This window comes from Bradyrhizobium sp. Rc3b, assembly GCF_900114915.1.
GTDB lineage: Bacteria > Pseudomonadota > Alphaproteobacteria > Rhizobiales > Xanthobacteraceae > Bradyrhizobium.
Window position 1 is genome coordinate 257,680 of sequence record NZ_FOUS01000009.1, and the last position, 25,845, is coordinate 283,524.

Sequence of the window (25,845 nt, forward strand, 5' to 3'; positions counted from 1 at the left end):
GATGCTTCCTTACTTGTCTTCGCCGGAGATGGCATCGAGCCGCTGCAGCACCTTGACCCAGCCGTCGCTCATGTTGCGATAAGCGGTGTCGTTCGTCGGCGTCACGAAGCCCGAATGCACCACGCGCACGCGCGTCCCGGCTTCGACCGGCGTGAGGGACCAGGTGACGACGGTGTCGAGCGCCGAGCCGTAACCGGTGTTACCCTCGTCGCCACCCTTCCAGGCAAAGGCGAAGCGTTGGTTCGGCACGACCTCCAGAACGCGGCAACGGATCGTGCCATCCCACGCGCCGGCCGGGTTGGTCTTGAACGTGAAGGTGTTGCCTTCGACGGCCTCGAAACCGGTCGGCGGCATCAGCCAGCGCGCAATCAACTGTGCGCTGGTCAGCGCCTTCCAGATCGTCGCGACGGCGTGAGGGAAGACCTCGTCGATGACGATGTCTTTGGTCTGGTGTTGGGCTTGAGCTTTGGAAGCAGCACTCACGGATCGATCTCCTTCAAGAGGTCACGCAGGTTCTGGAAGCGCTCGCGCCAGAACACGCCGTAATGGTCCATCCAGGTGACCAGCGGTTCGAGCCCTTGCGGTGCGGCGCGGTAATAGACGTTGCGGCCCTCGGCGCGCTCGGCGACGAGTCCGGCCTGCTTCAGGGACTTCAGGTGCTGCGAGATCGCGCCCTGGGTCACGCCGCTGCCGCGCGTCAGTTCGGCGACGCTGATCTCCTTGCTCTCGAACACGCGCTCGAACACCGCTCGGCGCGTCGGGTCGGCGAGGGCACGCATTACGGTGGTGACGGGGTTTGGAGCAGTTTCGATCATGACATTCAATTAGTAGAGGCTAATTCATTAGTCAATGCTAATTCTTCTACTTCTATCGCGGTATTGACTGTGACTGACTGGTCAGTCATATATATCTGATGATGAAGAAGTCGACCAAGCTCGCCAACAAGTCGGCCCTGAGCGCAGAGCCTGCGTCAGCCCGCGGAGAGGTGCCTGCATCGAATCGCGCTGCGCGCGCGCAGGAGCGGCGCGCGGCGATCGTGGAGGCCGCGATGGAGGAGTTCATCGCCCGCGGTTTCGCCGCAACGCGACTCGACGACATTGCCAAACGCGCCGGCGTCGCCAAGGGCACGATCTACCTGCACTTCAAGGACAAGGAATCAATGTTCGAGGAGCTGGTGCGCATCGTGATCGTTCCTGTCGTGGCTCGGCTGACCGCGCTGCCGCCGCCGACTGGCTCGGTGCGCGACCTCATCGAGGCGTTTGCCAGCAATTTCCTGAAAGAGGTCATCGGCACCAGGCGTGGCGATCTGGTGCGGCTGATCGTGGCGGAGGGGCCGCGCTTTCCGGCCGTCGCCGATTTCTACTACCGTGAGGTCGTCTCGCGCGGGATCGCCGCCATGCGCGCCCTGATCGAGCTCGGCATCGCCCGCGGCGAGATCCGCGAGAAGGACCTCGCGCGCTATCCGCAGATCCTGGTCGCGCCGGCGATGATCGCGGTGATCTGGCAGAGCCTGTTTGCGCGGCACGCGCCGCTCGATGCACAGGACATGCTTCGCGTTCATCTCGATTTGATTTTTGGCGAACGGAGGACGACATGAGGTCGTCGCAAACAATTTTCAGCATTGCATTGGTGATGGCGCTCGCAGCCTCGCTCGCCGGCTGCCAGGAAAAGCGCGATCCCGGTTTCCAGGGCTGGGTCGAGGCCGACATGATCTTCGTCAGCCCCGACGAAGCCGGGCGGGTCACCAAGCTGAACGTCCGCGAAGGCGACGAGGTCAAGGTCGGCGATCACCTCTATTCCGTCGATGACGATCTCCAGCTTGCCGACCTCAACCAGCAGAAGGCGACGCTCGCCAACGCGCAGCAGACCTATGACCGCGCGGCCTCGTTGAACAAGACCGGTTCGGGCACGCAGGCCAATCTCGATTCCGCCGTGTCCGCCTTGCGCGTCGCGGAGGCGCGGGTGGCGACCTCGGAGACGCGGATGGCGCGGCGTAAGGGCTTTGCGCCGGTTGCCGGCACCATCCAGCAGATCTATTTCCGCGAGGGCGAGATGGTGGCGGCGCAGCGGCCGGTGCTCTCGATCATGCCGCCCGGTAACATGAAGCTGCGCTTCTTCGTGCCGGAGACCGAGTTGCCGAAGCTCGCGATCGGCGACACGGTGCGCATCTCGTGCGACAACTGCGCGGCCGACCTCACCGCAAAGATCTACTTTATTGCGACCTCGGCCGAATACACCCCGCCTGTTATCTACAGCCTCGATGAGCGCAACAAGCTGGTCTATCTGATCCAGGCGCGGCCGTCGCGCCCCGACGCGCTGCGGGTCGGACAGCCGATCGACGTCTATCTCAATCCCAAGACCCCGGTGGCGGACAAGCGATGAACGGTGGCAACGGCATCGCGATCGACGTCAAGGGCCTGACCAAATCGTTTGGCGGCCGCGAGGTCGTGCACGATCTGTCGATGCAGGTGAAGCGCGGCTCGATCTATGGCTTCCTCGGGCCCAACGGCTCGGGCAAGACCACGACCATCCGTATCCTCTGCGGCCTCCTCACCCCCGATAGCGGCGAGGGCACGTGTCTCGGCTACGACATCCGCCGCGATGCCGAAAAGATCAAGCGCCAGGTCGGCTACATGACCCAGCGCTTCAGCCTTTATCAGGATCTCTCCGTGCGCGAGAATCTCGAATTCGTGGCGCGGCTCTATGGTCTGGCCGATGCGCGCGGCGCCGCGCGCGACATGATCAAGCGGCTCGGGCTCTCCGGGCGCGAGGAGCAGCTTGCGGGCGAACTCTCGGGCGGCTGGAAGCAGCGCTTGGCGCTGGGGGCCTGCACGCTGCCCAATCCGCAATTGCTGCTGCTGGACGAGCCCACCGCCGGCGTCGATCCCAAGGCGCGGCGCGACTTCTGGAACGAGATCCACGCGCTGGCCGCCGAGGGCCTCACCGTCCTGGTCTCGACCCACTACATGGACGAGGCCGAGCGCTGTCACGAGATCGCCTACATCGCATACGGCCATCTGCTGACCCACGGCACGGTGGAGGAGGTGATCGCGAAATCCGCGCTGACGACTTACACCGTAACGGGCGAGGACCTCAACGGGCTCGCGGCCGAGCTCACCGGCAAGGCCGGGATCGACATGGTGGCGCCGTTCGGCACCTCGCTGCACGTGTCGGGGCGCGACGTCGCCGCGCTCGAAGCCAGCGTCGCGCCATGGCGCGAAAGAGATGGCTTGCACTGGCACAAATCGTCGCCGTCGCTGGAAGACGTATTCATCGAGCTGATGGGGCGCTCCAAGGACAATTTCCAATGAGTGCTGTCGATCGTCCGGCCCCAGGCCACGAGACCCGCGAGCGCTTCGGCTTCCTGCGGCGCTCCTATGCGATGCTGATCAAGGAGTTCATTCAGCTGAGGCGCGACCGCGTCTCGTTCGCGATGATCGTGATGCTGCCGGTGATGCAGCTCATGCTGTTCGGCTATGCCATCAACACCACGCCGCGCCATCTGCCGAGCGCGGTGCTGCTCCAGGAGGATTCCGATCTCGCCCGCTCGATCCTGAAGGCGCTGGAGAACACTGCCTATTTCCGCTTCCTCTATGAGGTGCACGACGTCGACGATTTCGACAACCTCCTGAAATCCGGCAAGGTGCTGTTCGGTGTCGAGATCCCGCGCGGCTTCGAGCGGGCGGTACGGCGTGGCGACAGGCCGGCGCTGCTGGTCGCGGCCGATGCGACCGATCCGGTGGCGGCGAGCTCGGCGATCGGCTCGCTCGGCATGATCGTGCAGACCGCGCTCAAGCACGATCTCTACATCGGCGATCCCCCGGAGATGCCGTTCGAGATCCGTGCGCATGCCCGCTATAATCCGGCCGCGGCCTCCAGCCTCAACATCGTGCCGGGCCTGGTCGGCACCATCCTCACCATGACCATGCTGATCTTTACCGCGCTGTCGGTCACGCGCGAGGTCGAGCGCGGCACCATGGAGAGCCTGCTGTCGATGCCGATCAAGCCGGTCGAGGTGATGTTCGGCAAGATCGTGCCTTACGTGCTGGTCGGCTTCGTGCAGGCATTCCTCATCATCGGGATCGGCGTCGGTCTGTTCGGCGTCCCCGTGCTCGGCAATCTGTTCCTGCTGGCGCTGCTCTCGACGCTGTTCATCACCACCAACCTGTCGATCGGCTACACCATCTCGACGGTGGTGCAGAACCAGCTCCAGGCCATGCAGATGTCGATGATGTTCTTCCTGCCAAGCATTCTGCTGTCCGGATTCATGTTTCCCTTCGCGGGGATGCCGACCTGGGCGCAATATCTCGGCGAATGCCTGCCCCTGACGCATTACCTTCGCATCGTCCGCGCCATCATGCTGAAGGGCGCGACCATGCAGAATCTGCATTTCGACGCCCTGGCGCTGGCGATCCTGATGGCGCTTGCCATGACCATCGCCGTGACGCGCTTCCGCCGCACGCTGGATTGAGGCACAATGCCCCGGAATCGAGGGGCGGGAATGGTCAGATTTGCCAGCAGGAGGACACGGCAGCACGCCGTGCTATCGGAGGATTTCGAGCGCGAGCTGACACGCGAGGTACTGCGCACCGAGCTGCTCCGGGTGCGGGCGCTGATCATGACAGGCTGCGTCATGATGGTGCTGCTCACCGCGATCTATTTGATCGACCCCAGTGTGGTGAACCGGGTTTGGCGCGGAACGGAAGGGCTTGTCGAGGTCTACGGCCTGCTCGGCGGCTTCATCCTGTTCGAGGTTTGGGTCCACACCCAGATCAGGAAGAATCTCCGGCTCGATCGCGACCTGCCGGTGATCCGGCGCTATATCGGCACGCTGATCGAGACGTCGCTGCCCACGGTGATCCTGATCCTGCAAACCCGGACCATGGGCGCGAGCCAGGCTCTCGGTTTCGCCGTGCCGCTGATGTACTTCATTTTCGTCATCCTCTCGACCTTGCGGCTCGACTTCTGGCTCTCTGCGTTTACAGGCTTCGTCGCCGCAGCCGGGCTTCTGTCCGTCGCGCTGCTCTACAACGCGGCCGACGAGGCCGGCGAACCCCTGATCTATTTCCACGCTGTGCGCAGCATCGTCATCCTGATTTGTGGCGCGCTGGCGGGCGCGGTCGGCGCTCAGCTGCGCCGCCAGTTCGCCGCGAGCATCGCGGCTGCGACCGCGCGTGACCGGGTGACGAACCTGTTCGGCCAGCACGTCTCTCCACAGGTGGTGGAGCGGCTGATGGCGGCGGGAACCAGCGGTGGCGGGGATCTCCGCCGCGTCGCGGTGATGTTCGTCGATTTCCGCGGCTTCACGGCGGGCGCGCAGTCGCGCACGCCACAGGAGGTGGTCGACCGGCTCGACGGCGCCTTTGCGGTGCTGGTCGACATCCTCGATCGCCACGGCGGCATCGTGAACAAGTTTCTCGGCGATGGCTTTCTCGCGTTGTTCGGCGCGCCGCTGGAAGCCTCCGACGCCGCGCATCGCGCGGTTGCCGCGGGCCGCGAGATGCTGAGTGCGATGGACCACATCAACGCACAGACGAGCTGGCCGCTGCGCATCGGCATCGGCATCCATTTCGGCGAGGTCGTCGCCGGCAATATCGGCTCGCCCCGGCGCAAGGAATACACCGTCATCGGCGACACCGTGAACTTCGCCTCGCGCCTGGAGGCTTTGAACAAGGAGTTCGGCTCGCAGCTCCTGATTTCGGAGACCGTGCGCGAGGCGCTCGGCAACGATGGTGACGATGCTGTTGCGCTCGGCGAGGTCGAAGTGCGCGGCTATGAGCGGAAGGTCGCGGTGTTTCAATTGGGGTAACGGCTCTTCAAGCGCGAGTCGCGTTTGGTTGAAGCGGAGTCGCGCTGCCTTGAACGCGCGTGATGAAATATCCCTGCTAGTTTTCGGGTCTTGCATTGTGGAAGCCGAGACGCCTCGGCATTCACTTCTCACCCGGAGAAAGCCAATGACCCGAATGACCCTTGTTGCCGCCGCCCTGATCGCCGCAGCCGCTACCCAGGCTCAGGCCGCGACGATGCGCCACGCTGCCCCGCCGCGCGCTGCTGTGACTCAGGCGGTGTCCGACTCCTGCGTCAGGGCGCCGGCAGAGGGCGCGTATGCCTCTGCGCCCTACACGCAGCCGCCCTGCCTGCCGAACACGACTTACCCGTACGCCTATTGACGATCGCAACAAACGATGTCGGGTTGGCGAAATTCGCCAGCCCGACTTCGAGAATCGCTGCCGCCGATTAACCTCCAACGCGTCATCGCGATTGCTCCGATTGCTCCGAATTTTGGGGCATGACGAGCGATGTCGCCGGCCTATAGACTGCCGCGCGATGCGGCCCGTTGCGGTCGCGACTTGCATGAGGGATCGAAGATGCAGCGCCGCTACGTCACCGTCGACGTGTTCACCGACCGCGCCTTCGGCGGCAACCAGCTCGCCGTGGTGCTCGATGCCGGCGGGCTCACGACCGCTCAGATGCAGACGATCGCGACCGAGTTCAACTATTCCGAGACCACCTTTGTGCTGCCGCCGCGCGACAAGGCCAATGATGCGGAGGTGCGCATCTTCACGCCGGTGCAGGAGATTGCCTTTGCGGGCCATCCCAATGTCGGCACCGCCTTCGTGCTCGCCTCGATGGCGAAGGAGCCGAAGCCACGTCTGCTGTTCGAGGAGAAGGCCGGGCTCGTGCCGGTCGACATCGTGAGAGAGCAGGGCCGGGTGATCAGAACCGAGCTCACCGCGCCGCAGCCGCTGGAGCGGCTCTCGCGGCTGTCAGCCGCCGAAGCCGCGAGCAGCATCTCGCTCGTTGCAGACGACATCAAGACCGACAATCACGAACCGCAGATCGTCACCGTCGGAAACGCGTTTCTGGTGATGGAGCTGCATTCGCGCGAGGCGCTGAAGCGCGCCCGGCCGGATGCGGCAGCCTACGGCAAGCTCTTGCCACGCGATGGCGCCCGCTCGGTGTGGTTATATACGCGCGACGTACCCGCTGCGGAGGCACCTTGCGAGCGCCAGGCGCGAATGTTCATGCGCGGCGCCAGCGGTCTCGTCGAGGACCCCGCCACCGGCAGCGCCACGGTTGCCGCGGCCGCACTGTTCGCTGATCTCGATCCGACGCGCGATGGCGAGCTCAAGCTCACGGTCGGCCAGGGTTTTGACATGGGCCGGCCGAGCATCCTCTCGACGCGCGTGCGCAAGCAGGACGGCAAGATCGTCTCCGCCCATGTCGGCGGCAGCTGTGTGCAGATGATGGAGGGGACGCTCAAGCTGGCGGGGGAGGGCTAGGCGTCATTCCAAGCTCGTGCTGGGTCCCACCGTCGTCCCGAGAGCCTGACCGAAAAGTTTTGAGCCAGGCTCTGAGGTGCGAGCTTTTGCGAGCCTCGAAGGATGCACGGCCGAGGTGCAGCCTCGGGGCACGCCGTCGTCCTCGGAGGGCCGCTGAAGGAGCGGCCAGCTCAGGATGACGGCTACGGCTGACACCGGCGCCCACGACGATCAGACCTGCCGCCCCGCCAGATTCGTCACCGCAACCCCATCGCGTTCCTCGATGATCTCCGCGATCATCTGGCGGTGGCAGTGGGTGTGGTCGCGCTCGTAGCAGAGCAGGCACACCGGGCCGGCCTTCGTCACCAGCGCCGAGAGCTCGTCCATCGCCTCCTTGGCCTCGGGCGCCTTTAGGTGCTTTGAGAAAATCCTCTCGAGCACGTCGTACTGACCGCTGCGTGCGGCGAGGCGGCCCTCCTTCGGCGTGCCGAGCGCGGCGAGGTGGACATAGGCGATGCCGCGCTCGTCGAGACCCGCGGCAAGCTGCTTCTTGGAAAAGCCAGGCCGGCGCGACGACGTCACCGCGCGCACGTCGACCACGAGCTTGACGCCGGCCTCTACCAGCTCATCCAGCACCGCCTTGGGCGGCGTCTGCTCATAGCCGATGGTGAACAGCTTCTTCGCCTTTGCCATGGATCACCTCAGCTCACCCTTGCGATCAGCTCCATGGCACCGGCGGGTGCGCGCACCTTGCCCTCGTGGATGACGTAGGCGAACACGTCGCGCGGCTCCTTTTTCGGCTTGGCCTTGTCCACTTTGGGCAGGTCGTCCGGTTCACCGCCCGAAGCCCAGGCTTGAAGGCGCTCGGCCCAGGCGTCGAGCTGCTTCGGCGGGTAGCAGGTCTTGATCTCGTCATTGCCTTTCTGCAACCGGGCATAGACGAAATCGCCGGCGACGTCGGCAATCGCTGGATATTTGCCGTGCTCGGCGAACACGACGGGCGTCTCGAACTCGCGGATCAGCGCCACGAAGTCCGGCGCGCAGAAACTGTCGTGTCGGACCTCGACGACGTGGCGCAGCGCGCGTCCCTCCAGCTTGCGCGGCAACAGTTCGAGGAACTTGCCGAAATCGGCGCCGTCGAATTTCTTCGTCGGCGCGAACTGCCACAACACCGGCCCGAGACGGTCACCGAGTTCCAGCACGCCGGAATCATAGAACCGCTTGATGGAATCGCCGGCTTCCGCCAGCACCCGGCGGTTGGTGGCGAATCGCGGTCCCTTTACTGAGAACACGAAACCGTCGGGCACCTCGCTCGCCCATTTGCGAAAGCTCTCCGGCTTCTGTGAGCCGTAATAAGTGCCGTTGATCTCGATCGAAGTCAGCTTCGAGGCGGCGTAGGACAGTTCCTTCGCCTGCGTCAGCTTCTCCGGATAGAACTCGCCGCGCCACGGCTCGAAGGTCCAGCCGCCGATGCCGATGAAGATGTTGCCTGACTTTTTGGACGCAGTTTTTGCTTTGGCCACGGAAGGATCTCGCATCGACGTGGAGGGGATGCCGTCATCCTAGTCAAACCAGTTGTGATTGGCCAGTTGCTGCGTCCCGTCTAAGGTCGCGGCAGGATCTGCGAAAAAGGAGAAAAAGATGCGGATGCTGATGGTGGGAGCGGCGCTCGTCATGATGACATCTGCTGCCATGATATCTCCGGTCATGGCGGATGACGACGATGCGAAGGGCGCGCAGAAGCTCGCCATGCAGGGCCGCGACGATTACTGGCATTGCCTGGCGCGGGAATATTCGCGCGATAGCAATCGGGGAATGACGGAACAGGATTTTGGCCGCTCGGTCGCGGGTGCCTGCCCGTCGGAGCGGCAATATTACCGGGTGGCGCTGCTCGACTATCTCACCACGCAATATCCGAACATCGATGCCGGCGCCCATCTCGCGACCGCGAACAGGGCGGTGGAGGCCGCGCAGAAGGACATCGTGACGGCCTTCGTCAAGCAGAGGCCGCCGGCGAAATGAGGGAGTGGCGAATGGCCAATAGCGAATAGGGGAAGAGGCGGCCTTCTCCATTCGCTCCTCGCCATTCGCCCCGGGGCCCTTCCGGCTCCGCGCGCATCCGTGATATCACGGGGCGTATCTGGAACAGGGGTGGGTTTCCATGGCGTCTGAGTCGGTAGGGGGCATTTTGGGCGTGATCGTCGCCGCGATCGTGCTTGCAGTCGCCGTCGTGTTCGGGCCGATTGGCCAGTACGGCAAGCCGCCCAAACCGGCGAAAGTCGAGCCGGCCCCGGCTGCAGCACCCGCAGCTCCGGCCGCGCCGGCGCCGCGCGGGCCGATCATCCGGGAAGTGCCCAACCAATAAGGCACGAAAATCGTGGTTTTCGGCCCTTGCGAAGCCGTCTTGTCATTCCTATCTAGCCCTTAACGGCGCCGTTGAGCGAAAAACTCCGGCGTTGGAACGACCTTGGAATAGCTTGGGCTCGCGCCGGATGTACGCGCGGCCCGCCGTTCCGGGGTCGTTGGCATTTTGGGGCCCCTTTTGGGCCCTTCCCCGGACACCCCCGGCTTCGCAGCATAAGAACCTGGCAGCGCAGAACTTGGCAGCGCAGGACGCGGCGGATATACGCTGCCGTCATGAATGAAGTGATCAGACCGGGCTCCGAAAATCCGCTGCAGGCCCTAGAAGGGCCGGAACTGTCGGTCATCGTCCCGACCTTCAACGAGCGCGACAATGTCACGGTGCTGTACCGGCGGCTGGAGGCGGTGCTCGCCAACGTCGCCTGGGAAGTCGTGTTCGTCGACGACAATTCGCCTGATGGCACCTGGGACGTCGTGCGCGCGCTGGCGCAGCAGGACAGCCGCGTGCGCTGTATCCGCCGCATCGGCCGCCGCGGCCTGTCGGGCGCCTGCATCGAGGGCATCCTTGCGTCCAGCGCGCCCTATGTGGCCGTGATCGACGCCGACCTCCAGCACGACGAGACGCAACTGCCGAAGATGCTTTTGCTGCTCGCAAGCGACGAGGCCGACCTCGTGGTCGGCAGCCGCTACATCGAGGGCTACAAGAGCGAGGGCTTCAACAAGCAGCGCGCCGGCGCCAGCGCGCTGGCGACGGAGTTCGCCAGGAAGATGCTGCGGGTCGAGATTGCCGATCCCATGAGCGGCTTCTTCATGATCCGCCGCGATCGTTTCGAGCAGCTCGCGCCGAAGCTCTCCGTGCACGGCTTCAAGATCCTGCTCGACGTCGTCGCGACCGCGCACGGCGGCTTGCGGGCGGTCGAGATTCCCTACACTTTCGGCGCCCGTCAGCACGGCGAGAGCAAGCTCGATTCCATGGTCGCGCTCGATTTCCTCGGCCTCGTGCTGGCCAAGCTGAGCAACGACATCGTCTCGCTGCGCTTCATCCTGTTCGCGATGGTCGGCGGCATCGGCCTCGTGGTGCATCTCACCACACTGTTCATCGGGCTTCAGCTGTTCAAGGCGCCGTTCGCGGAGGCGCAGGCCGCCGGCGCCATCGTCGCCATGACCAGCAATTTCATCCTCAACAACTTCCTCACTTATCGCGACCAGCGGCTGAGGGGTTTTGCGCTGCTGCGCGGCCTGATCGCCTTCTACATCGTGTGTAGCGTCGGCCTGCTCGCCAATGTCGGCGTTGCCTTCTCGGTCTACGACCAGGAGCCGATCTGGTGGCTGGCCGGCATGGCCGGTGCGCTGATGGGCGTGGTGTGGAACTACGCGATGTCAGGCCTGTTCGTCTGGCGCAAGAAATAACCCACGATGGGCGGGGCTGACGCGCGGATCGTCCGCAATACCGTGCTGCTGATTCTGGCGCTGGTGGCCCTGCGGCTCGTCGCGGCATCATTCACGCCGATCACCTTCGACGAAGCCTACTACTGGATGTGGTCGATCAACCTCGCCGGGGGCTATTACGACCATCCGCCGATGGTCGCCTATGTCATCCGCGCCGGTACCATGATCGCCGGCGATACCGAGCTCGGCGTCCGCCTCGTCTCGATCCTGCTCGCACTGCCGATGAGCTATGCGGTCTACCGCTCCGCTGCGATCCTCTTTGGCGGCGAGCGCGTCGCGGCGACCAGCGCTGTCCTGCTCAACGTAACCATGATGGCCTCCGTCGGCACGCTGATCGTGACGCCGGATGCGCCGCTCCTGGTCGCATCCAGCTTCGTGCTGTTCTTCCTCGCAAAAGTGCTGGAGACCGGCCGCGGCGTCTGGTGGCTCGCGGTCGGCGCGGCCGTCGGTGCCGCGCTGCTGTCGAAATACACGGCGATGTTCTTTGGCGCCGGGATCCTGATCTGGCTCGCTTGCGTGCCGAAGCTCAGGCGCTGGTTTCTCTCGCCCTGGCCCTATCTCGGTGGTCTCGTTGCGCTGGCGCTGTTCTCGCCGGTGATCCTCTGGAATGCGGACCATCAATGGGTCTCGTTCGCAAAGCAGCTCGGGCGCGCGAAGATCGAGGACTTCCGACCCGTCTTCATCGCCGAGCTGATCCCGACCCAGATCGCGTTCGCAACCCCGCTGGTCTTCATCCTCGGCGCGATGGGTCTACACGCGCTGACCTGGCGCCGGGCCGGCGCGCTGGCCTCGCGCGTGCTGATCGAGGCGATGTTCTGGACCATCGTCGCCTATTTCGTCTGGCATTCGCTGCACGCCCGCGTCGAGGCCAACTGGTTCGCGCCGGTCTATCCGCCCTTCGTCGTCGCCGCGGCCGCTGCCGCCAACCTCGTGCAATGGAAGCCGCGCCAGCGCCGCCTGGTGGATTTCTGCCTGCGCTGGGCCGCGCCTGTCGGCATCGTGATGTTTGCCGCGCTCATCGTGCAAGCCAACACCGGCTGGCTCTCCGGATATCGCCGTGATGCCACCGTGCGCAGCGTCGGCGTCGGCTGGCGCGAGCTCGCTGCCGAAATCGAAGCCGTGCGCGCGCGCCATGGCGCGACCTGCGTGCTCGCGCAGGATTACGGCACCACGGGCTGGCTCGCCTTCTACTTGCCCCGCGGCACCTGCGTGGTGCAGCAGAACCAGCGCATCCGCTGGGTCAACATGGGCGAGCCAGATCCGAAGTTGCTGGCGGGCAAGCTGCTCTATGTCGACGAGCTGCGCCCGGACGGTCATCCCGTCCTCAACGACCTCTTTGCGAAGGTGACTCAGGTCGCGCAATTGCAGCGCAAGCGCGGCCCGCTCGTGGTCGAGACCTACAGCGTCGATCTGCTGGAGGGCGCCAAGGGCGATGTGCTGGACCGCTCACCGCCGCCGGAAGCAAGGTAGCTGTCTGTCATCCCCGCGAACGCGGGGATCCATACCGCGTGATCTATCGATGAGCGCAGGTGCTTGTACCGCGCGAAGACCTGCTCACTACTAGTCTTCGCCAAACTTCTCCCTGGGGTAATGGGTTCCGGCGTTCGCCGGGACGACAGCAGAGTGTTCGGCGGGGCCGACGCCTCAGTCGATCGCCTCGGCCTTGGCCGCGGCCTGCTTGGGCCCGTCCCGGTCGCGCCAGAACCACACGGTCACGACCCCGGAGCGGCCACGGACCTGGGCGAGCAGGGGGCCCGACAGGACGCCGTCGGGAGCGCCGTGGAAGTCGGCCGTATCCAGCAGCGTATTGCTGAGGGCGAGTCGTGCATCGTTCCGGACGGCGACTTCCATCAGCCGGCTCGCGACGTTGACTGTGTCGCCTGTCGCCGTGATGTGCTGGTGAGTTTCGCCGAGGCGGGAGGCGACGATCTCGCCGAAATGCGCGCCGATCTTGAAGCCGAGCTGACCGCCGATCGCTGACGGCAGCGAGGCGATCCAGTGTTCGACACCGCGATGCAGGTCGATCGCGCATTTGAGCGCGCGCGCGGCGTCATCGGGCATCGCGGCCGGCAGACCGAACAGGATCATGGCGCCGTCGCCGAGAAAGCCTGTGATCATGCCGCCGCAATCGACCGCGGCCTTGTCGATCCGCGCGTGAAACGCCTGCAGGATCTCCTGAAGCGCGTCCGGATCGATCCGTTCGCTCAAGGACGTGAAACCGGAGAGATCGATGAAGACGATTGCGGCGTCTTGCCGGACCGGCTTGGACAGGAAATTCGGATCGCGCGCCAGCCATTCCTGCACCGCCGGTGCCTGGAATTGTGCGAGAGACCTGCTCTTGGCGGCGAGATATTGCGTGCGGCGGCCTCCGGCCCACAGCTGCACACCAGCAAAGATCGCAACCGGCGGCACTGCGGCGGCGAGCGTGGTTGCCGCATTCAGCCAGACGCCATGCGTGAACGCGAACGTGTTGAGGCCGGCCCAGGCGATCATCACCGCGGCCGCCGCCATGATGCCGAGCGCGCTGCGCCGCCAGGCCAGCAGGCCGACCAGCAGCATCGGCAGCAGGATCGCAGCGAGCGCGTCGGCGATATGGACTCTGTGGTCGCGCACGATTCCGTCGCCGGCAACGAGATGGGTGATCGCGGTCGAGACCACCTCGACGCCGGGCATCAGGGAATCGAACGGTGTCGGGTAGAAGTCGCCGCCGCCGGCGACCGAGGCGCCGATCACGACGATCCGGTTCTCGATCGCGGCGCGATTGAGCGTGCCGTCGAAAATGCTCTGCGCGCTCACGGTGCGGATGGTGCGGCGGGGACCGTAATAGGTGATCGGCAGCGCGAAGTCGGTATCGGTCGGCACCGCGCGGTCGCCGAGCATAAGATGATCAGGTGCGATCGTCAGCGGCTTGTCGAGCGCGCGCGTCGCGACGCGCAACGGGAACGACAGCTCGACCTTGTCGCGGGTCCGAAACAGCATCGGCACCGAGAGCGGCGAGCCCGATTGGCCCGTCGCGACATTGACGATGCCGACCTCGGCGTGGTCGGCGAACGCAGGCAGCGGCAGCAGGAAACGTTCGGCTTGCGGCAGCACGGCGAGGGGACCTGCGCTGCCGGGCGCCACGTTTTCGCTGGCGGAAGGGAAGATCGCAGCGGCGGCGAGCACCATGGGCCCGCTGGCGAGCGTGTTTGCCAGCGTGGCGTCGCCGATCGCAGCGCTGCGGTCGACCAGCAGGAGATCGATCGCGATGACCTTCGGCTTGAACTGCACGATGGTGTCGACGACGCGGGCGAGATCGGCGCGCGGCAGCGGATAGCTGCCGCCGCGCTTCACCACGGTGTCGTCGATCGCGACGATGGTGACGAGATCGGGCGGACGCTGCACCCCGCGGACCTGGGTTCGCCAATCGGTCAGCGTTGCTTCGAGGCGGTCGAGAAAGCGCAGATGGCCGCCAGCGTGCGCGGCAAAGATGCCCGCGCCCCACAGCGCGGTGAGGGCGAGTGCCACCAGGATTTGAACGCGTCTCGTCATTACGTCGTACTGCAATCGTCTTTTTCTTCGGGGCCTGTGGGCCGAGGTCTATTGACCAGGTCTTATTGACCAAGTCTCATTGACCAAGTCTTGCCATGAGAGCGTCGATGCGCGGCTGGCCCCACTGCTTTACCGTCAAAGGTCCGGTCGCTTCCACGTCGACGCCTTGGCCGGGGCCAAGCACGACGCCGCGCCTATGAGCCCTGCGGCTGACGCCGACACGGCCGTCGGCGACGAAGACGGAGGTCTTGGCCTCAGCGACATCGACGGCCCATCTGGTGCCGCGCACCGCGGCAATCGCCTGAGGCGTCAGCACCTTGAAGGGATTGCCGCCCGGCTTCGTGGGCACTTCGACCAGCAGGGCTTTGCTGCTCAACTCAACGGAGTCAATATGTCCGTCGCGGTTGGCGTCCTTTAGTTCAAATCTGGCGCCACTTTCCGCAACGATGGTGATGCCGTTGTCGCAGCGCCAGGTCTGCGTACCCGCGGCCGAGGCCGACGATGTGCAAGCTATGTTGGCAGGCTGCGCGGCCGCGTATCCCATCAACAACGACGACGCCAGAGCAAGATATCCGGCGCGCGCGAACCTTCTCATGCCAGCCTCCGTTTGCATGCCCGGCACAATTCAAGGCGATGTTGATACGGTACCGTATCACACGCAGAGGCTGCTGAAAAGTGCCGCTCTACCAGCTATTTTCTTGGCTCGGCCTTTTCCAGAGCGGTGCGATCAACTTTCGGTCAGGGCGCGGTCGCCGTGTGAGCGGTCCGAGCTCGCTGTGTGAGGTGCGTGATCTTGGCCGCCGTTCTCGTGTCACCCACGTGCCGGCGGGAAGGCCAGTGGGACCAGCCCCGCGCAACGTTCCCCGCTATCTTCCGGGTATCGAAAGCCACGAAAACGACTTGGTTGGGTGGCCCTAGAGAGGCGGCCGGAGAGGTCCGCTGAATGCGCCGAACCGGCCGAGAATTATGGTTAACAGACGCGCCTAAGTCCGTAGTTGTGCGGGCTTTTTTCTCAGAATGAGACAGCCTTAACGAGCCGCCGCACATCTGCCCGAACTTAATCCGCATTTAACTAAAAGTCGCCTTAATGACGCTCCGACCCTCTGCGAGATGCTGGTCCCGGATCGTGACCAGCGGCACTTTGAAGGGGGACTGAGTGACACCGTCCTGGACGCAAGGCGAATGAGTACGAGTATCGCTGCGCATAGTAACGCGGCACGGAAGTCCAAGAATTCTCTTCGGAAGTCTTCCCGGAAAATGACCACGACCAATTGGCTTGGCGCCGCGGCTATCGGCTGCGTCGTGATGGCCGCCGGCTGGACCATCTACAGCAACGTCTTCGGCGCGAGCGTCTATCCGACCGTCGGCGGCATTGGCTACGACGAGCCGGTGATCAAGCGTGCGCCCAAGGTAGCGCTGCGCGAGGCTGGCGACGCCATCAAGGAAGCTTTTGCGCTCCTGCCGGACCGGTTGCAGGTCGCCGCCCCGATCTCCCGCGAGATGTTCAACGAGCGCTTTGCTGCCGCTGCGACCCAAGGCGTGGCATCGAACGCGGCCAGCGCGGCGCCGGCGACCCAGGTTGCGGTGGCCAAGGACGCGCCGAAGCAGAGCGTGATCGCGAAGGTCGCGGAAGCACTGAAGCCGTCGGCCCCGGCCAAAATTGCTGAGAAGACCGCTGACAAGACCGGGGACAAGGCCAAGCGCGCGCCGGATGCCCAGATGCAGCTCGCCTCGGCCGATCCGGCCCAGATCGTGCCGGCACCGGAAGCGAAGAAGTCGTTCGCCGATCGCGCCAAGGCCGCGGTGATGTCGATCACCGGTCCGCGGCAGTCGATGGTCGAAAAACTCTGGGGCAAGCGCGAGCCGTCCGGCGGGCTGCTGGCCTACGCCTCGGCCGATGCCAGCGTGACCGCCTCCATCGCGCCGAAGGAGCAGAACCCGATGTTCGGCGGCGCGCCGCCCTATGAGCGTGACACCGCGGTCTACGACATCACTGCCAAGACGGTGTATCTGCCCGACGGCACCAAGCTCGAGGCGCATTCCGGCCTCGGCTCCAGTCTCGACGATCCGCGCTCGCAGCGCACCCGCATGCGCGGCGTGACGCCGCCGCACATCTACACGCTGAAGCCGCGCGAGGCGCTGTTCCACGGCGTGCCCGCGCTGCGCCTGACCCCCATCGGCGGCGAGAGCGCGATCTACGGCCGCGACGGTTTGCTCGCGCACACTTACATGCTCGGACCGAACGGCGATTCCAACGGCTGCGTGTCGTTCAAGGACTATTACGCGTTCCTCGACGCCTACCGCAACAAGGGCATCCGCAAGCTCGCGGTGCTGGCGCGGGTGGAGTGAGGCGCAGCGCGCCTCACGCTTTCTGCACGATCAGCGTTTGACGAAAACCAGGTTGCAGGCGCGCGCCTCGTTGCGCTTGCCGCTGCCGCGGGTGCGATCGAACTGCGCGTCGACCGTAAAGGCGTAAGGCGAGCCGGGCGCAAGGTTGTTGAGGGTGTACGCGCTTGCCCCTGTTGTGCCGCGCGCGCTCAACGTCGTCTTGCCGTCGGCCGGGATCTGGCCGTCGATCTCCAGGCGGTTGACGCCGTCCTTGCTCTGGGCCTCGGCGTGAAACACACCGTTGGTCACGGTGCCGGCGAGGGGCCTGGTGAAGCCCTGCGCCTTGCCGGAAGCCGGGCAGTTCAGCGTCACGTCCCAGCTGCCGTCGAAGTCCTTGCTGCCGCCGGCGCGGGTGTTGGTCGCAGGCGCCAGCGCCACCTTTTGCTTCAGGCCCTCGATCCGCGCCTTGGCGAGACTGGCGAAGCTGCAGCTGGAAAATCGCGTCAGATGGTCCTCGAAGGCGCTGGCGGTGCCGATGGTGTCGGCAGCCTTCCAGTGCGCCTCCGCGGATGCGCAAGGGTCGGCCCGCGGCGCGACTTGCGCAGCCCCTGGTGCGATCGTGACCGACACCGGCCCGTTTAGGTAGAACTTGCCGATGATCGACAGCGACAGCTCCGGAAGCTGCGTCTTGCCGCTGGCATCATAGACGTCGCTGCTGATGTCGCGAAACACATCGCCGATCTCCTGCGGCTCTTCGATGTGCTTGAGGAACGCGGTCGTGTAGGGGCTGTTGCGGCCGACGCCGTCCGCCGCGGTCTGCCCCGATTGCGTCGAGAACGACACGATCGTGCCGCGCGGCGCTTCGACCTTGGACAGGCCGCGCCCGATCGAGGCGGCCCGCGTCGCTGAGCGTTTGAGAGTTTCCGCCAGCGGATTGTCGCGGCAGGAATCGAGCACCAGGATGCGAAGGTTCTTGGCTTGCTGCAGATCGTTCACGATGTCGTCGACCCGCACGAAACGCTTGAGGTCGGCCTCATCGGTGAGCGTGGCGTCGACAGGCATCAGATAGTTCACGCCGTTGTACTGCATCGCATGGCCGCTGTAATAGAATATGGCGACGTCAGCTCTGCTCGCGGCGCGCGCGAAGCGGATGGTCAGGTCCTGCATGTCGGCCTGGCGCAGATCGATGCCCTGGAGCACCTCGAAGCCGCTGCGCTTGAGCGAGGCCGCGACGTCCTCGGCATCGTGTGACGGGTTGGGAAGTTGCGCCGTCGAGGCATAAGCGCCGTTGCCGATCACCAGTGCCACCCGCGTGTCCGCAGATGCAGTGTCGGGAGACAGCCAGCCGGCGAGGAGGCCCAGGCAAAATAAAGATGAGCACAATCTGGAAAGAGCACGCATGAATGCCTTCCAAGAAAATATCGAAAAATATCCCTCCAGATTAGCGCATGCCGCGCCGACTTCAATGCCCTCGCTGGGAAAACGCTCAGATTTCGCGACCGTGGCGTCCGATCACGCTGCCATCGCTTTGCGCAGGGCCATCTCGGTCGCAATCGCTTCCCGCACGGCCGGCCGCGCCTGCATGCGCCCGAGATAGGCTGACAAGGGCGGCCATTGCGCGATGTCGACGCCGGCGGGACGGAGCAGCAGCAAGGCCCAGGTGAGGTGGGCATCCGCGACGGTGAAGCTGTCACCGACGAGGAATTCGCGCTCCGCCAGATGCGCCGACGGCACCGACAATGTCTGCGCGATTCTGGCGCGCGGCTTGGCGAGCGAGCCGTCGTCCTTGTACCAGAAGGTCGGAAACAGGAACGCCTTGTGGATCTCGGCGCCGATGAAGCTCAGCCATTCCTGCAGGCGATAGCGATCAACGTCGCCAGTCAGCGGCGCAAGGCCGCGCTCGGGCTTCACGTCGGCGATGTATTGCAGCACCGCCGCGCTCTCGGTCAGCCGTTCGCCGTTCTCCAGCACCAGGACCGGCACCGCGCCCTTCGGCGACACGCCGAGGAAATCGCTGCCGTCGTCCACGACCTGCTTGGTCCAGATATGGGCAAGGTGATACTGCGCCTCGATACCGGCCTCCATCAGCGCGATGCGACTCGAGAGCGAGCAGGCCATCGGAAAGAAATAGAGTTGCAGCATCGGATGCTCCGTCAAATCAGCGCATCGCTGCGCGCGATGATCGCGAAGCGGTCCGAGAGTTCGGCCAGCGCGACCTCGTGAATCGTCCGGGCGTCCAGTGTGCCGCCGCGGCCGTCCGGCAGGTCGCGAGTGGCGCAGGCATCGGCCGCGATCGTCGTTCGCAGGCCGAGATCGAGCGCGGCGCGGGCGGTCGAGGAGATGCACATGTGGGTCATGAAGCCGGCCAGCACGATGTTCTTGCATCCGCTCGCGGCAAGCCGGGCTTGCAGATCGGTGCCGGCGAATGAGTTCGGCAGCGCTTTCTCGATCACGGGCTCGCCTGCTTGCGGCGTCAGGCGATCGACGATCGCGCCGCGCGCCGCCTCGCGGTCGAACAGGCCGCCGGCGCGGCCCTTGTGCGCGACATGGATGATCGCAGCGCCGCTCTCCCGTGCCCGCGCCAGCAGGCGCGCCGCCGCGGCGATCGCCGGCTGTGCATCGGGAAGGGCCAACGGGCCGGCGCAATATTCATTCTGGATGTCGATCAGCACGAGGCAGGCCTCGTTGAGCTTCGGCGGATCGAGATCGGCGCCGGCGAGTTCGAGCAGGGTCTTGGGAGCGGTCATGCTGGTCAGGCCTTCCAGGGAGATCGGATGGCGTCACATTAGCGCAGCATGGGCCTGCCATTGTGCAGGACTATTGCAGCTTACGGCTGCAGATTTGCAGGATACGGCATCGCCTGCTAGGCTCGCCCGGATGAACTGGGACGATCTGCGCATCATTGCCGCGGTGAGGGACGAGGGCACCTATGCCGGCGCCAGCGCGCGGCTGCGCATCGACGAGACCACCGTCGGCCGCCGGCTCGCACGCATTCAGCGCGATCTCGGGGTGCTGCTGTTCGATGCCGTGGACGGCCAGCGCCGTCCGACGCGCCATTGCGAGGCGGTGCTCGATCATGTCGGCGCGATGGCCGCCCACGTCGCGGCGATCGATCGCATCAAGGAGAGCCAGCCCGGCCCGGTCGGCCGTCTGCGCATCGCCTCGACCAACGCGGTCGCCGAAGAGTTGTTGGCGCCGCACGCGAGCAGCTTCCTGCGCGATCATCCCGGCCTGACCCTGCAATTCCTGACGTCCAGCGGCAACGTCAAATTCTCGCGCTGGCAGGCCGACCTCGCCATTCGCCTGCGCAAGCCGGAGAAGGGCGACTTCACCATCTCCAAGCTGGGCGATGTCAGGCTGTATTTCTTCGAGCCCGCCGACCGCGCCGGCGGGGAGCCGGTCGCCTGCATCTATCCCGATGAGCTCGACACCATTCCCGAACAGCAGTTCTTGCGCGCGAAGCGGCTGACGAACGTTCGCTGCATCACCGACAACGTCCGCATCATCAGGACCATGATCCAGTCGCATCAGGCCGTCGGCGTGTTGCCCGAACACAGCTGCGAAGGCCTGCTCGCCGACCGCAGCCTGCGCGCGACGCTGCTGCCGAGGCGGCGCGACGTCTGGCTGCTGGTGCAGAACCACCTCAAGCGCGATCCGGCGACACGCGTGACGATCGACTGGGTGAGGGCGTGTTTCCAGGACATCGCGCGCCCCTGACGTCACGACGCGCTGTGATCATCGCGTCACAGTGCGCATGGTGCGACGAAAAATCCTGAACTGCCCCCTTGCAACCCGAACGTGCCTCGTCTATTAGCCCGCTCCTTCGCTAGGCCATGTGTCCGGGCTCTCTGAGATCCCGGCTGGCGCGATCCGGTCTCCGGTCTCGTGTTCCGCCGAATGAAGACGCAGGATGTAGCTCATGGAGAGCGCCGGAGTAAAATCCGGAGGCATCGGTTCGATTCCGATTTCTTGTACCAACCAAAGGATAGCTCAGTGGTAGAGCAGATGACGTTTAATCATCGTGACGCGGGTTCGAATCCCGCTCCAGCGCTACGGGTCAGCCTGAAAAACTGACACCTCTGACGAGGACCGGACGCGCGCTTCAGTCGCAGTCCGGCCGTTTTGCCGCAAGGCTTTCCGTCCGAACCTAGACACTGTGAGACCGGCTTTGCGCCGCGGGTAGATACCGCTTGCGTTGATGCCGGGTGGCTCCGCTCGGCCGCGCGACATCCGTCGCGCGATCGCGCGCGTGCGCCCGTCGTCATGCGAGCTCAAGCCTCGGCCCGTCGATCTCTCAGGAAGCGTCGTCCGCGTCCTCAAATCCTTTGCAAACGAAACCTGTTGTCCGGCATCCGGCCGGACGCAAAACGATGGAGGCGTGCCATGACTTCGAACAAGGGCTGGCATTTGCTGATGCTGAATGTGACGGTCAAGGATGGCGAGCGGGCGTTGCTGACGCGCAACGGGCAGCTCGTGCGCGTGCTCGCGCCCGGCAGGCACCGTCTGTTCGATCCCCTGCACGAGCTCAAGGCCGAGGTGCTCGATGTGGTCCGCAGCGAATTCTCTGCGGATCGCTACGCGGTGCTGAAGGCCGCACGGCCTGATCTGGCCGCCGAGCTGTTCGAGGCGGTCGAGACCAAGGCGGACGAGATCGCCATCGTCAGCCTCGACGGCCGGCCCGTGCATCTAATGACGCCCTGGCAGGTGCGCGTCTACTGGAAGGTCGCAACGAGCGTCGATGTCGAGCGCATCGATGTGTCCAGCGATGTCAGGGTTGGCGCGCGCCATCTGGCCATGATCGAGCGTAACCGCTCGGCCGTCACGTCGGAGACGGTGGTCGAGAACCACGAGGCGGGCCTGCTCTACGTCGAGGGCCGGCTCGTGGAGCGGCTCGTGCCCGGCCGGCACGCCTTCTGGACCGTCGGCCGCAAGATCGAGGTGAAGCGCCTCGACCTGCGGCCCCAGGCGGTCGAGATCACCGCGCAGGAGATGCTGACCAAGGACCGCATCGCGCTGCGGGTGACGCTGACGGCGTTCCGTAAGGTGGTCGATCCCGAGCGGACGGTTGCGACCGTGCCCGACGTGGATGCGTGGCTGTACCGCCTGGTGCAGTTCGCGATCCGCGAAGCGGTCGCGGGCCGGACGCTGGACGAGGTGCTGTCCGCGAAGGCGGCACTGGATGCGGAGCTGCGCGACTATGTGCGCGCACGCGTCGCGGACTCTGGCGTGGAGGTCACCGAGCTCGGCGTCAAGGATGTGATCCTGCCCGGCGAGATCCGGGAGCTGGTGAACAAGGTGGTGGAGGCGGAGCGGGTCGCCAAGGCGAACCTGATCCGCCGCCAGGAGGAGACCGCGGCGACGCGTTCGCTTCTGAACACCGCCCGCCTGATGGAGGAGAACCCCCTGCTGCTGCGGCTCAAGGAGCTGGAGTCGCTGGAGCGGCTGGTCGAGAAGGTCGGCCGCATCGATCTCCACGCCGGCAACGGCGAGGGCCTCGATGCTCTCCTGACCCGGCTCGTGCGCCTCAAGGCGCCTGAGAGTGCATGAAACGAAGGGCCGCCCACGGGCGGCCTTTCATATATCCGTCGTCGTCGCTTGCAATGAACGCGGAGTCGCGTCTGTGCGACCAAAATCACGGAAGTGGGATTGCACGCGCGCGAAGGTTGCGTAATCTCGCGATGACTATGGGTTTGATCAGGGCAGGCGCATGACGATTCTTCAGGACACCATCCGGCCGCCGACGGCGCGATCGCGGGAGTGGAAGGTGATCATCATCCTGATCCTGCTGGTCCCGGTGCTGTGGTCCCCGCTGATCCTGTTTCGCTTCGTCCTCTATCAGCCGTTCAGCATCCCCTCCAATTCGATGGCGCCGACGTTGATGGTCGGTGACTACGTCTTCGCCGCGAAATATGCCTATGGCTACGGCCGCTACTCCTTTCCCTTCGCGCCATCCTGGATCTCGGGCCGCGTCTTCGCCGCCGACCCGGAATACGGCGACATCGTCGTGTTTCGTACGCCGAAGGATACCTCGGCCGACTACGTCAAACGCGTGGTCGGGCTGCCCGGCGACCGCATCCAGATGCGGCAGGGCCAGCTCATCCTCAACGACCGGCCAGTGACGCGCGTCGCGCTCGAGGACGGGCTCGCCGACAACGCCTGCGGTGGGGATGGCGGCGTCAGGGTCAAGCGTTGGCGCGAGACGCTGCCGAGCGGCGCGTCCTATGTCACCAACGACTGCCTCGACAACGCATTCCTCGACAACACCAACGTCTTCACGGTGCCGCCGGGCCATTTCTTCGTGCTCGGCGACAACCGCGACAATTCCACCGACAGCCGCATGATGTCGGCGTTCGGTTTCGTGCCGATGGACAATCTCGTCGGCAAGTTGACGCGGATCTTCTGGTCGCTCGACGAAGATGGCGAGCCGCGCATGGAGCGGTTGGGGAAGGTGGAGTGAGGCTCGGAATGACGGAGGTTCGTAGCCCGGATGGAGCACAAGCGTAATCCGGGAAGGCTGCCTGCGTCGCACGAGATGTCCGGGATTGCGCTTCGCTCCATCCGGCTACGAGCCGCCGTTCCGCGAGAACGTCGTCCCAAACAAAAACCCCGGCATCGCTGCCGGGGTTTCGTAGTTCTTAAGAGGTGGTTGGACTTTAGAAGTCCATGCCGCCCATGCCGCCGCCCGGGGGCATCGCGGGGCCGGCGCCGCCCTTCTTGGGCAGCTCGGCGACCATGGCTTCCGTGGTGATCAGGAGCGCGGCCACCGAGGCAGCGTTCTGGATCGCGGTACGGACCACCTTGGTCGGGTCGATGATGCCCTTCTTGACGAGGTCGGCATATTCGCCGGTCTGGGAGTCGAAGCCGTAATTGTAGGCCTTGTTCTCCAGGATCTTGCCGACGATCACCGAGCCGTCTTCACCGGCGTTGATCGCGATCTGGCGGGCGGGAGCCGACAGCGCCTTGCGCACGATCTCGACGCCGGTCTTCTGGTCGTCGTTCTTGGTGCGCAGGCCCTTGAGCTGCTCGGAGGCACGGAGCAGGGCGACGCCGCCGCCCGGGACGATGCCTTCTTCCACAGCCGCGCGGGTCGCATGCATCGCGTCATCAACGCGATCCTTGCGCTCCTTCACCTCGACCTCGGTCGCGCCGCCGACGCGGATCACCGCGACGCCGCCCGCGAGCTTGGCGAGACGCTCTTGGAGCTTCTCACGGTCGTAGTCCGAGGTGGTCTCCTCGATCTGCGCCTTGATCTGGGCCACGCGCGCCTCGATGTCGGCCTTCTTGCCGGCGCCGTTGACGATCGTGGTGTTCTCCTTGTCGATCATCACCTTCTTGGCGCGACCGAGCATGTTGAGCGTGACGTTCTCGAGCTTGATGCCGAGATCTTCCGAGATCGCCTGGCCGCCGGTCAGGATCGCGATGTCCTGCAGCATGGCCTTGCGGCGATCGCCGAAGCCCGGAGCCTTGACGGCCGCGACCTTCAGGCCGCCGCGCAGGCGGTTCACGACCAGGGTCGCGAGCGCTTCGCCTTCGACGTCCTCGGCGACGATGACCAGCGGCTTGCCGGTCTGCACCACGGCCTCGAGCAGCGGCAGCAGCTCGTTCAGCGAGGAGAGCTTCTTCTCGTTGATGAGGATGTAGGCGTCGTCCATCTCAACGCGCATCTTGTCGGCGTTGGTGACGAAGTAGGGCGAGATGTAGCCGCGGTCGAACTGCATACCCTCGACGACGTCGAGCTCGGTCTCGAGCGACTTGGCTTCCTCGACGGTGATGACACCCTCGTTGCCGACCTTCTTCATGGCGTCGGAGAGAAACTTGCCGATCTCCTGGTCGCCGTTCGCCGAGATGGTGCCGACCTGGGCGATCTCGTCGTTCGAGGTGACCTTCTTGGAGTTCTTCTGGAGGTCCGCAACCACGGCTTCGACCGCGAGGTCGATACCGCGCTTCAGGTCCATCGGGTTCATGCCGGCGGCAACCGACTTGGCGCCTTCCTTCACGATCGCCTGGGCCAGCACGGTGGCGGTGGTGGTGCCGTCGCCGGCCGCGTCAGCGGACTTGGAGGCGACTTCGCGCACCATCTGCGCGCCCATGTTCTCGAACTTGTCCTCGAGCTCGATCTCCTTGGCGACGGTGACGCCGTCCTTGGTGATGCGGGGAGCGCCGAACGACTTGTCGAGCACGACGTTGCGGCCCTTCGGGCCGAGCGTGACCTTCACCGCGTTGGCGAGAACGTCGACGCCGCGCAGCATCTTGTCGCGCGCTTCAACCGAGAATTTGACTTCTTTGGCTGCCATCTGGAATTTTCCTTGGATAATGTTTGACTGGAGGGAAAGAGAGGCTCTTAGGCCGCCTTCTTCTTGGAAGCGGGGACGTCGAGAACGCCCATGATGTCGCTTTCCTTCATGATCAGCAGGTCTTGGCTGTCGATCTTGACTTCAGTGCCGGACCACTTGCCGAACAGCACGCGGTCGCCGACCTTCAGGTCGATCGGGATCAGCTTGCCGGCTTCGTCGCGGCCACCGGGGCCGACGGCGACGACTTCGCCCTGCGAGGGCTTTTCCTTGGCCGTGTCGGGAATGATGATGCCGCCAGCGGTCTTCTCTTCTGCGTCGATGCGCTTGACCACGACGCGGTCGTGAAGCGGACGGAATTTCATGCAGTCCTCCTAAGCATTTGCTCAGATTGATGTTTCAAGGGATGTTAGCAGTCGATGCCCGCGAGTGCTAGCACGAGCGAAGCTGAAATAGGACAGGAATTTTGTGGGAGCAAGGGCTTCTAGCAGAAAAATCAGCACCCGGAAGCGCGGACTGCCAGAATCTCTTTTCCATCGTTAACCGAGGCCGGGCCCGTATTAGCACGGTGCCGCCTCTGCTGCTAACGCATTGAATTTCAACAGCTTGTTAAACTTTTGGGC

At 64.8% G+C, this 25,845-nt stretch carries 27 protein-coding genes and 2 tRNA genes; 17 read left to right on the forward strand and 12 right to left on the reverse strand.

Annotated features, from left to right (window positions below; genetic code table 11):
* Positions 1-9 precede the first annotated feature (9 nt).
* Both BM190_RS22600 and BM190_RS22605 read right to left on the reverse strand, forming a co-directional pair.
* Entirely contained in the window at positions 10-483 is a 474-nt protein-coding gene (locus BM190_RS22600) for an SRPBCC family protein (protein ID WP_018316519.1), read from the reverse strand.
* Positions 480-815 (reverse strand): ArsR/SmtB family transcription factor, encoded by a 336-nt coding sequence (locus BM190_RS22605; protein WP_092259151.1) that lies wholly within the window; start codon positions 813-815, stop codon positions 480-482. Before BM190_RS22605 ends, BM190_RS22600 begins: the two co-directional genes overlap by 4 nt.
* 98 nt (positions 816-913) lie before the next feature.
* Here BM190_RS22605 and BM190_RS22610 point away from each other — a divergent pair, with 98 nt between their 5' ends.
* From BM190_RS22610 to BM190_RS22640, 7 genes are all read left to right on the forward strand, one after another.
* Positions 914-1,597 carry a TetR/AcrR family transcriptional regulator gene (locus tag BM190_RS22610; RefSeq protein ID WP_018316517.1) on the forward strand — a complete coding sequence of 228 codons (684 nt, stop codon included), beginning with the start codon at positions 914-916 and terminating at the stop codon, positions 1,595-1,597.
* A complete protein-coding gene (locus BM190_RS22615; RefSeq protein ID WP_018316516.1) occupies positions 1,594-2,382 on the forward strand; it encodes an HlyD family secretion protein in 789 nt (262 codons plus the stop codon). Before BM190_RS22610 ends, BM190_RS22615 begins: the two co-directional genes overlap by 4 nt.
* The gene (locus BM190_RS22620; RefSeq protein WP_018316515.1) at positions 2,379-3,311 is read left to right on the forward strand and encodes an ABC transporter ATP-binding protein; all 933 of its coding nucleotides are present in this window, start codon (positions 2,379-2,381) and stop codon (positions 3,309-3,311) included. The genes BM190_RS22615 and BM190_RS22620 overlap by 4 nt, the downstream gene beginning before the upstream one ends.
* Positions 3,308-4,471: an ABC transporter permease gene (locus BM190_RS22625; protein WP_092259154.1), complete on the forward strand. Its 1,164-nt coding sequence runs from the start codon at positions 3,308-3,310 to the stop codon at positions 4,469-4,471. The genes BM190_RS22620 and BM190_RS22625 overlap by 4 nt, the downstream gene beginning before the upstream one ends.
* Positions 4,472-4,501: 30 nt before the next feature.
* Positions 4,502-5,809, forward strand: a complete 1,308-nt coding sequence (locus tag BM190_RS22630; RefSeq protein WP_018316513.1) for an adenylate/guanylate cyclase domain-containing protein — start codon at positions 4,502-4,504, stop codon at positions 5,807-5,809.
* A gap of 145 nt (positions 5,810-5,954) precedes the next feature.
* The gene (locus tag BM190_RS22635) at positions 5,955-6,170 is read left to right on the forward strand and encodes a hypothetical protein (RefSeq protein WP_092259157.1); all 216 of its coding nucleotides are present in this window, start codon (positions 5,955-5,957) and stop codon (positions 6,168-6,170) included.
* Positions 6,171-6,368: 198 nt separating this feature from the next.
* Positions 6,369-7,283, forward strand: a complete 915-nt coding sequence (locus tag BM190_RS22640) for a PhzF family phenazine biosynthesis protein (protein WP_092259360.1) — start codon at positions 6,369-6,371, stop codon at positions 7,281-7,283.
* 210 nt (positions 7,284-7,493) lie between these two features.
* Here the strand turns inward: BM190_RS22640 and BM190_RS22645 are convergent, their stop codons facing one another.
* The 3 genes from BM190_RS22645 to BM190_RS41625 are packed head-to-tail and all read right to left on the reverse strand — an operon-like array spanning position 7,494 to position 8,956.
* Positions 7,494-7,955 (reverse strand): DUF488 domain-containing protein, encoded by a 462-nt coding sequence (locus BM190_RS22645; RefSeq protein ID WP_092259160.1) that lies wholly within the window; start codon positions 7,953-7,955, stop codon positions 7,494-7,496.
* 8 nt (positions 7,956-7,963) lie between these two features.
* Positions 7,964-8,800: a DUF72 domain-containing protein gene (locus tag BM190_RS22650; protein ID WP_092259163.1), complete on the reverse strand. Its 837-nt coding sequence runs from the start codon at positions 8,798-8,800 to the stop codon at positions 7,964-7,966.
* A 24-nt stretch (positions 8,801-8,824) separates the two neighbouring features.
* Complete coding sequence (locus BM190_RS41625) at positions 8,825-8,956, reverse strand: hypothetical protein (protein WP_256375077.1); 132 nt, start codon at positions 8,954-8,956, stop codon at positions 8,825-8,827.
* On the opposite strand from BM190_RS41625, the gene BM190_RS22655 reads away from it, so the two are divergent.
* The 4 genes from BM190_RS22655 (at position 8,904) to BM190_RS22670 (ending at position 12,542) form a co-directional block, all read left to right on the forward strand.
* Positions 8,904-9,284, forward strand: coding sequence for a hypothetical protein (locus BM190_RS22655; protein ID WP_092259166.1), 381 nt, complete (start codon positions 8,904-8,906; stop codon positions 9,282-9,284). The genes BM190_RS41625 and BM190_RS22655 overlap by 53 nt on opposite strands.
* Positions 9,285-9,423: 139 nt before the next feature.
* Positions 9,424-9,627: a hypothetical protein gene (locus tag BM190_RS22660; RefSeq protein ID WP_092259169.1), complete on the forward strand. Its 204-nt coding sequence runs from the start codon at positions 9,424-9,426 to the stop codon at positions 9,625-9,627.
* Positions 9,628-9,899: 272 nt separating this feature from the next.
* Complete coding sequence (locus BM190_RS22665) at positions 9,900-11,033, forward strand: glycosyltransferase family 2 protein (protein WP_092259170.1); 1,134 nt, start codon at positions 9,900-9,902, stop codon at positions 11,031-11,033.
* A 6-nt stretch (positions 11,034-11,039) separates the two neighbouring features.
* Positions 11,040-12,542, forward strand: a complete 1,503-nt coding sequence (locus tag BM190_RS22670) for a glycosyltransferase family 39 protein (protein WP_092259171.1) — start codon at positions 11,040-11,042, stop codon at positions 12,540-12,542.
* Positions 12,543-12,716: 174 nt separating this feature from the next.
* On the opposite strand, the gene BM190_RS22675 is transcribed toward BM190_RS22670, so the two are convergent.
* Both BM190_RS22675 and BM190_RS22680 read right to left on the reverse strand, forming a co-directional pair.
* Complete coding sequence (locus tag BM190_RS22675) at positions 12,717-14,603, reverse strand: CHASE2 domain-containing protein (protein WP_092259172.1); 1,887 nt, start codon at positions 14,601-14,603, stop codon at positions 12,717-12,719.
* A gap of 76 nt (positions 14,604-14,679) precedes the next feature.
* Positions 14,680-15,198 (reverse strand): FecR domain-containing protein, encoded by a 519-nt coding sequence (locus BM190_RS22680; RefSeq protein WP_177237225.1) that lies wholly within the window; start codon positions 15,196-15,198, stop codon positions 14,680-14,682.
* Between the two features lie 662 nt (positions 15,199-15,860).
* On the opposite strand from BM190_RS22680, the gene BM190_RS22685 reads away from it, so the two are divergent.
* Positions 15,861-16,952 (forward strand): DUF2778 domain-containing protein, encoded by a 1,092-nt coding sequence (locus tag BM190_RS22685; RefSeq protein WP_177237226.1) that lies wholly within the window; start codon positions 15,861-15,863, stop codon positions 16,950-16,952.
* A 30-nt stretch (positions 16,953-16,982) separates the two neighbouring features.
* Here the strand turns inward: BM190_RS22685 and BM190_RS22690 are convergent, their stop codons facing one another.
* The 3 genes from BM190_RS22690 to BM190_RS22700 all read right to left on the reverse strand — a co-directional run bounded on the left by BM190_RS22690 (position 16,983) and on the right by BM190_RS22700 (position 19,678).
* Positions 16,983-18,332: a caspase family protein gene (locus BM190_RS22690; RefSeq protein WP_092259175.1), complete on the reverse strand. Its 1,350-nt coding sequence runs from the start codon at positions 18,330-18,332 to the stop codon at positions 16,983-16,985.
* 111 nt (positions 18,333-18,443) lie between these two features.
* On the reverse strand, positions 18,444-19,073 hold the full coding sequence (locus BM190_RS22695; RefSeq protein ID WP_092259176.1) for a glutathione binding-like protein: 630 nt from the start codon (positions 19,071-19,073) through the stop codon (positions 18,444-18,446).
* Between the two features lie 11 nt (positions 19,074-19,084).
* Positions 19,085-19,678, reverse strand: coding sequence for a cysteine hydrolase family protein (locus tag BM190_RS22700; protein WP_092259177.1), 594 nt, complete (start codon positions 19,676-19,678; stop codon positions 19,085-19,087).
* Positions 19,679-19,808: 130 nt separating this feature from the next.
* Here BM190_RS22700 and BM190_RS22705 point away from each other — a divergent pair, with 130 nt between their 5' ends.
* The 5 genes from BM190_RS22705 (at position 19,809) to lepB (ending at position 23,388) form a co-directional block, all read left to right on the forward strand.
* Complete coding sequence (locus tag BM190_RS22705; RefSeq protein WP_092259178.1) at positions 19,809-20,648, forward strand: LysR family transcriptional regulator; 840 nt, start codon at positions 19,809-19,811, stop codon at positions 20,646-20,648.
* 188 nt (positions 20,649-20,836) lie between these two features.
* A tRNA-Leu gene (locus BM190_RS22710) sits at positions 20,837-20,908 on the forward strand.
* A gap of 7 nt (positions 20,909-20,915) precedes the next feature.
* Positions 20,916-20,981: transfer RNA gene (locus tag BM190_RS22715), tRNA-Lys, on the forward strand.
* 333 nt (positions 20,982-21,314) lie between these two features.
* Positions 21,315-22,478: a slipin family protein gene (locus BM190_RS22720; RefSeq protein WP_092259179.1), complete on the forward strand. Its 1,164-nt coding sequence runs from the start codon at positions 21,315-21,317 to the stop codon at positions 22,476-22,478.
* 160 nt (positions 22,479-22,638) lie between these two features.
* Positions 22,639-23,388, forward strand: coding sequence for a signal peptidase I (gene lepB / locus BM190_RS22725; protein ID WP_092259180.1), 750 nt, complete (start codon positions 22,639-22,641; stop codon positions 23,386-23,388).
* Between the two features lie 196 nt (positions 23,389-23,584).
* Here lepB and groL read toward each other — a convergent pair whose 3' ends face one another.
* Together groL and BM190_RS22735 are read right to left on the reverse strand one after the other, a co-directional pair.
* A complete protein-coding gene (gene groL / locus BM190_RS22730; protein WP_092259181.1) occupies positions 23,585-25,225 on the reverse strand; it encodes a chaperonin GroEL in 1,641 nt (546 codons plus the stop codon).
* A gap of 47 nt (positions 25,226-25,272) precedes the next feature.
* Positions 25,273-25,587: a co-chaperone GroES gene (locus BM190_RS22735; protein WP_018322058.1), complete on the reverse strand. Its 315-nt coding sequence runs from the start codon at positions 25,585-25,587 to the stop codon at positions 25,273-25,275.
* Between the last annotated feature and the right edge of the window lie 258 nt (positions 25,588-25,845).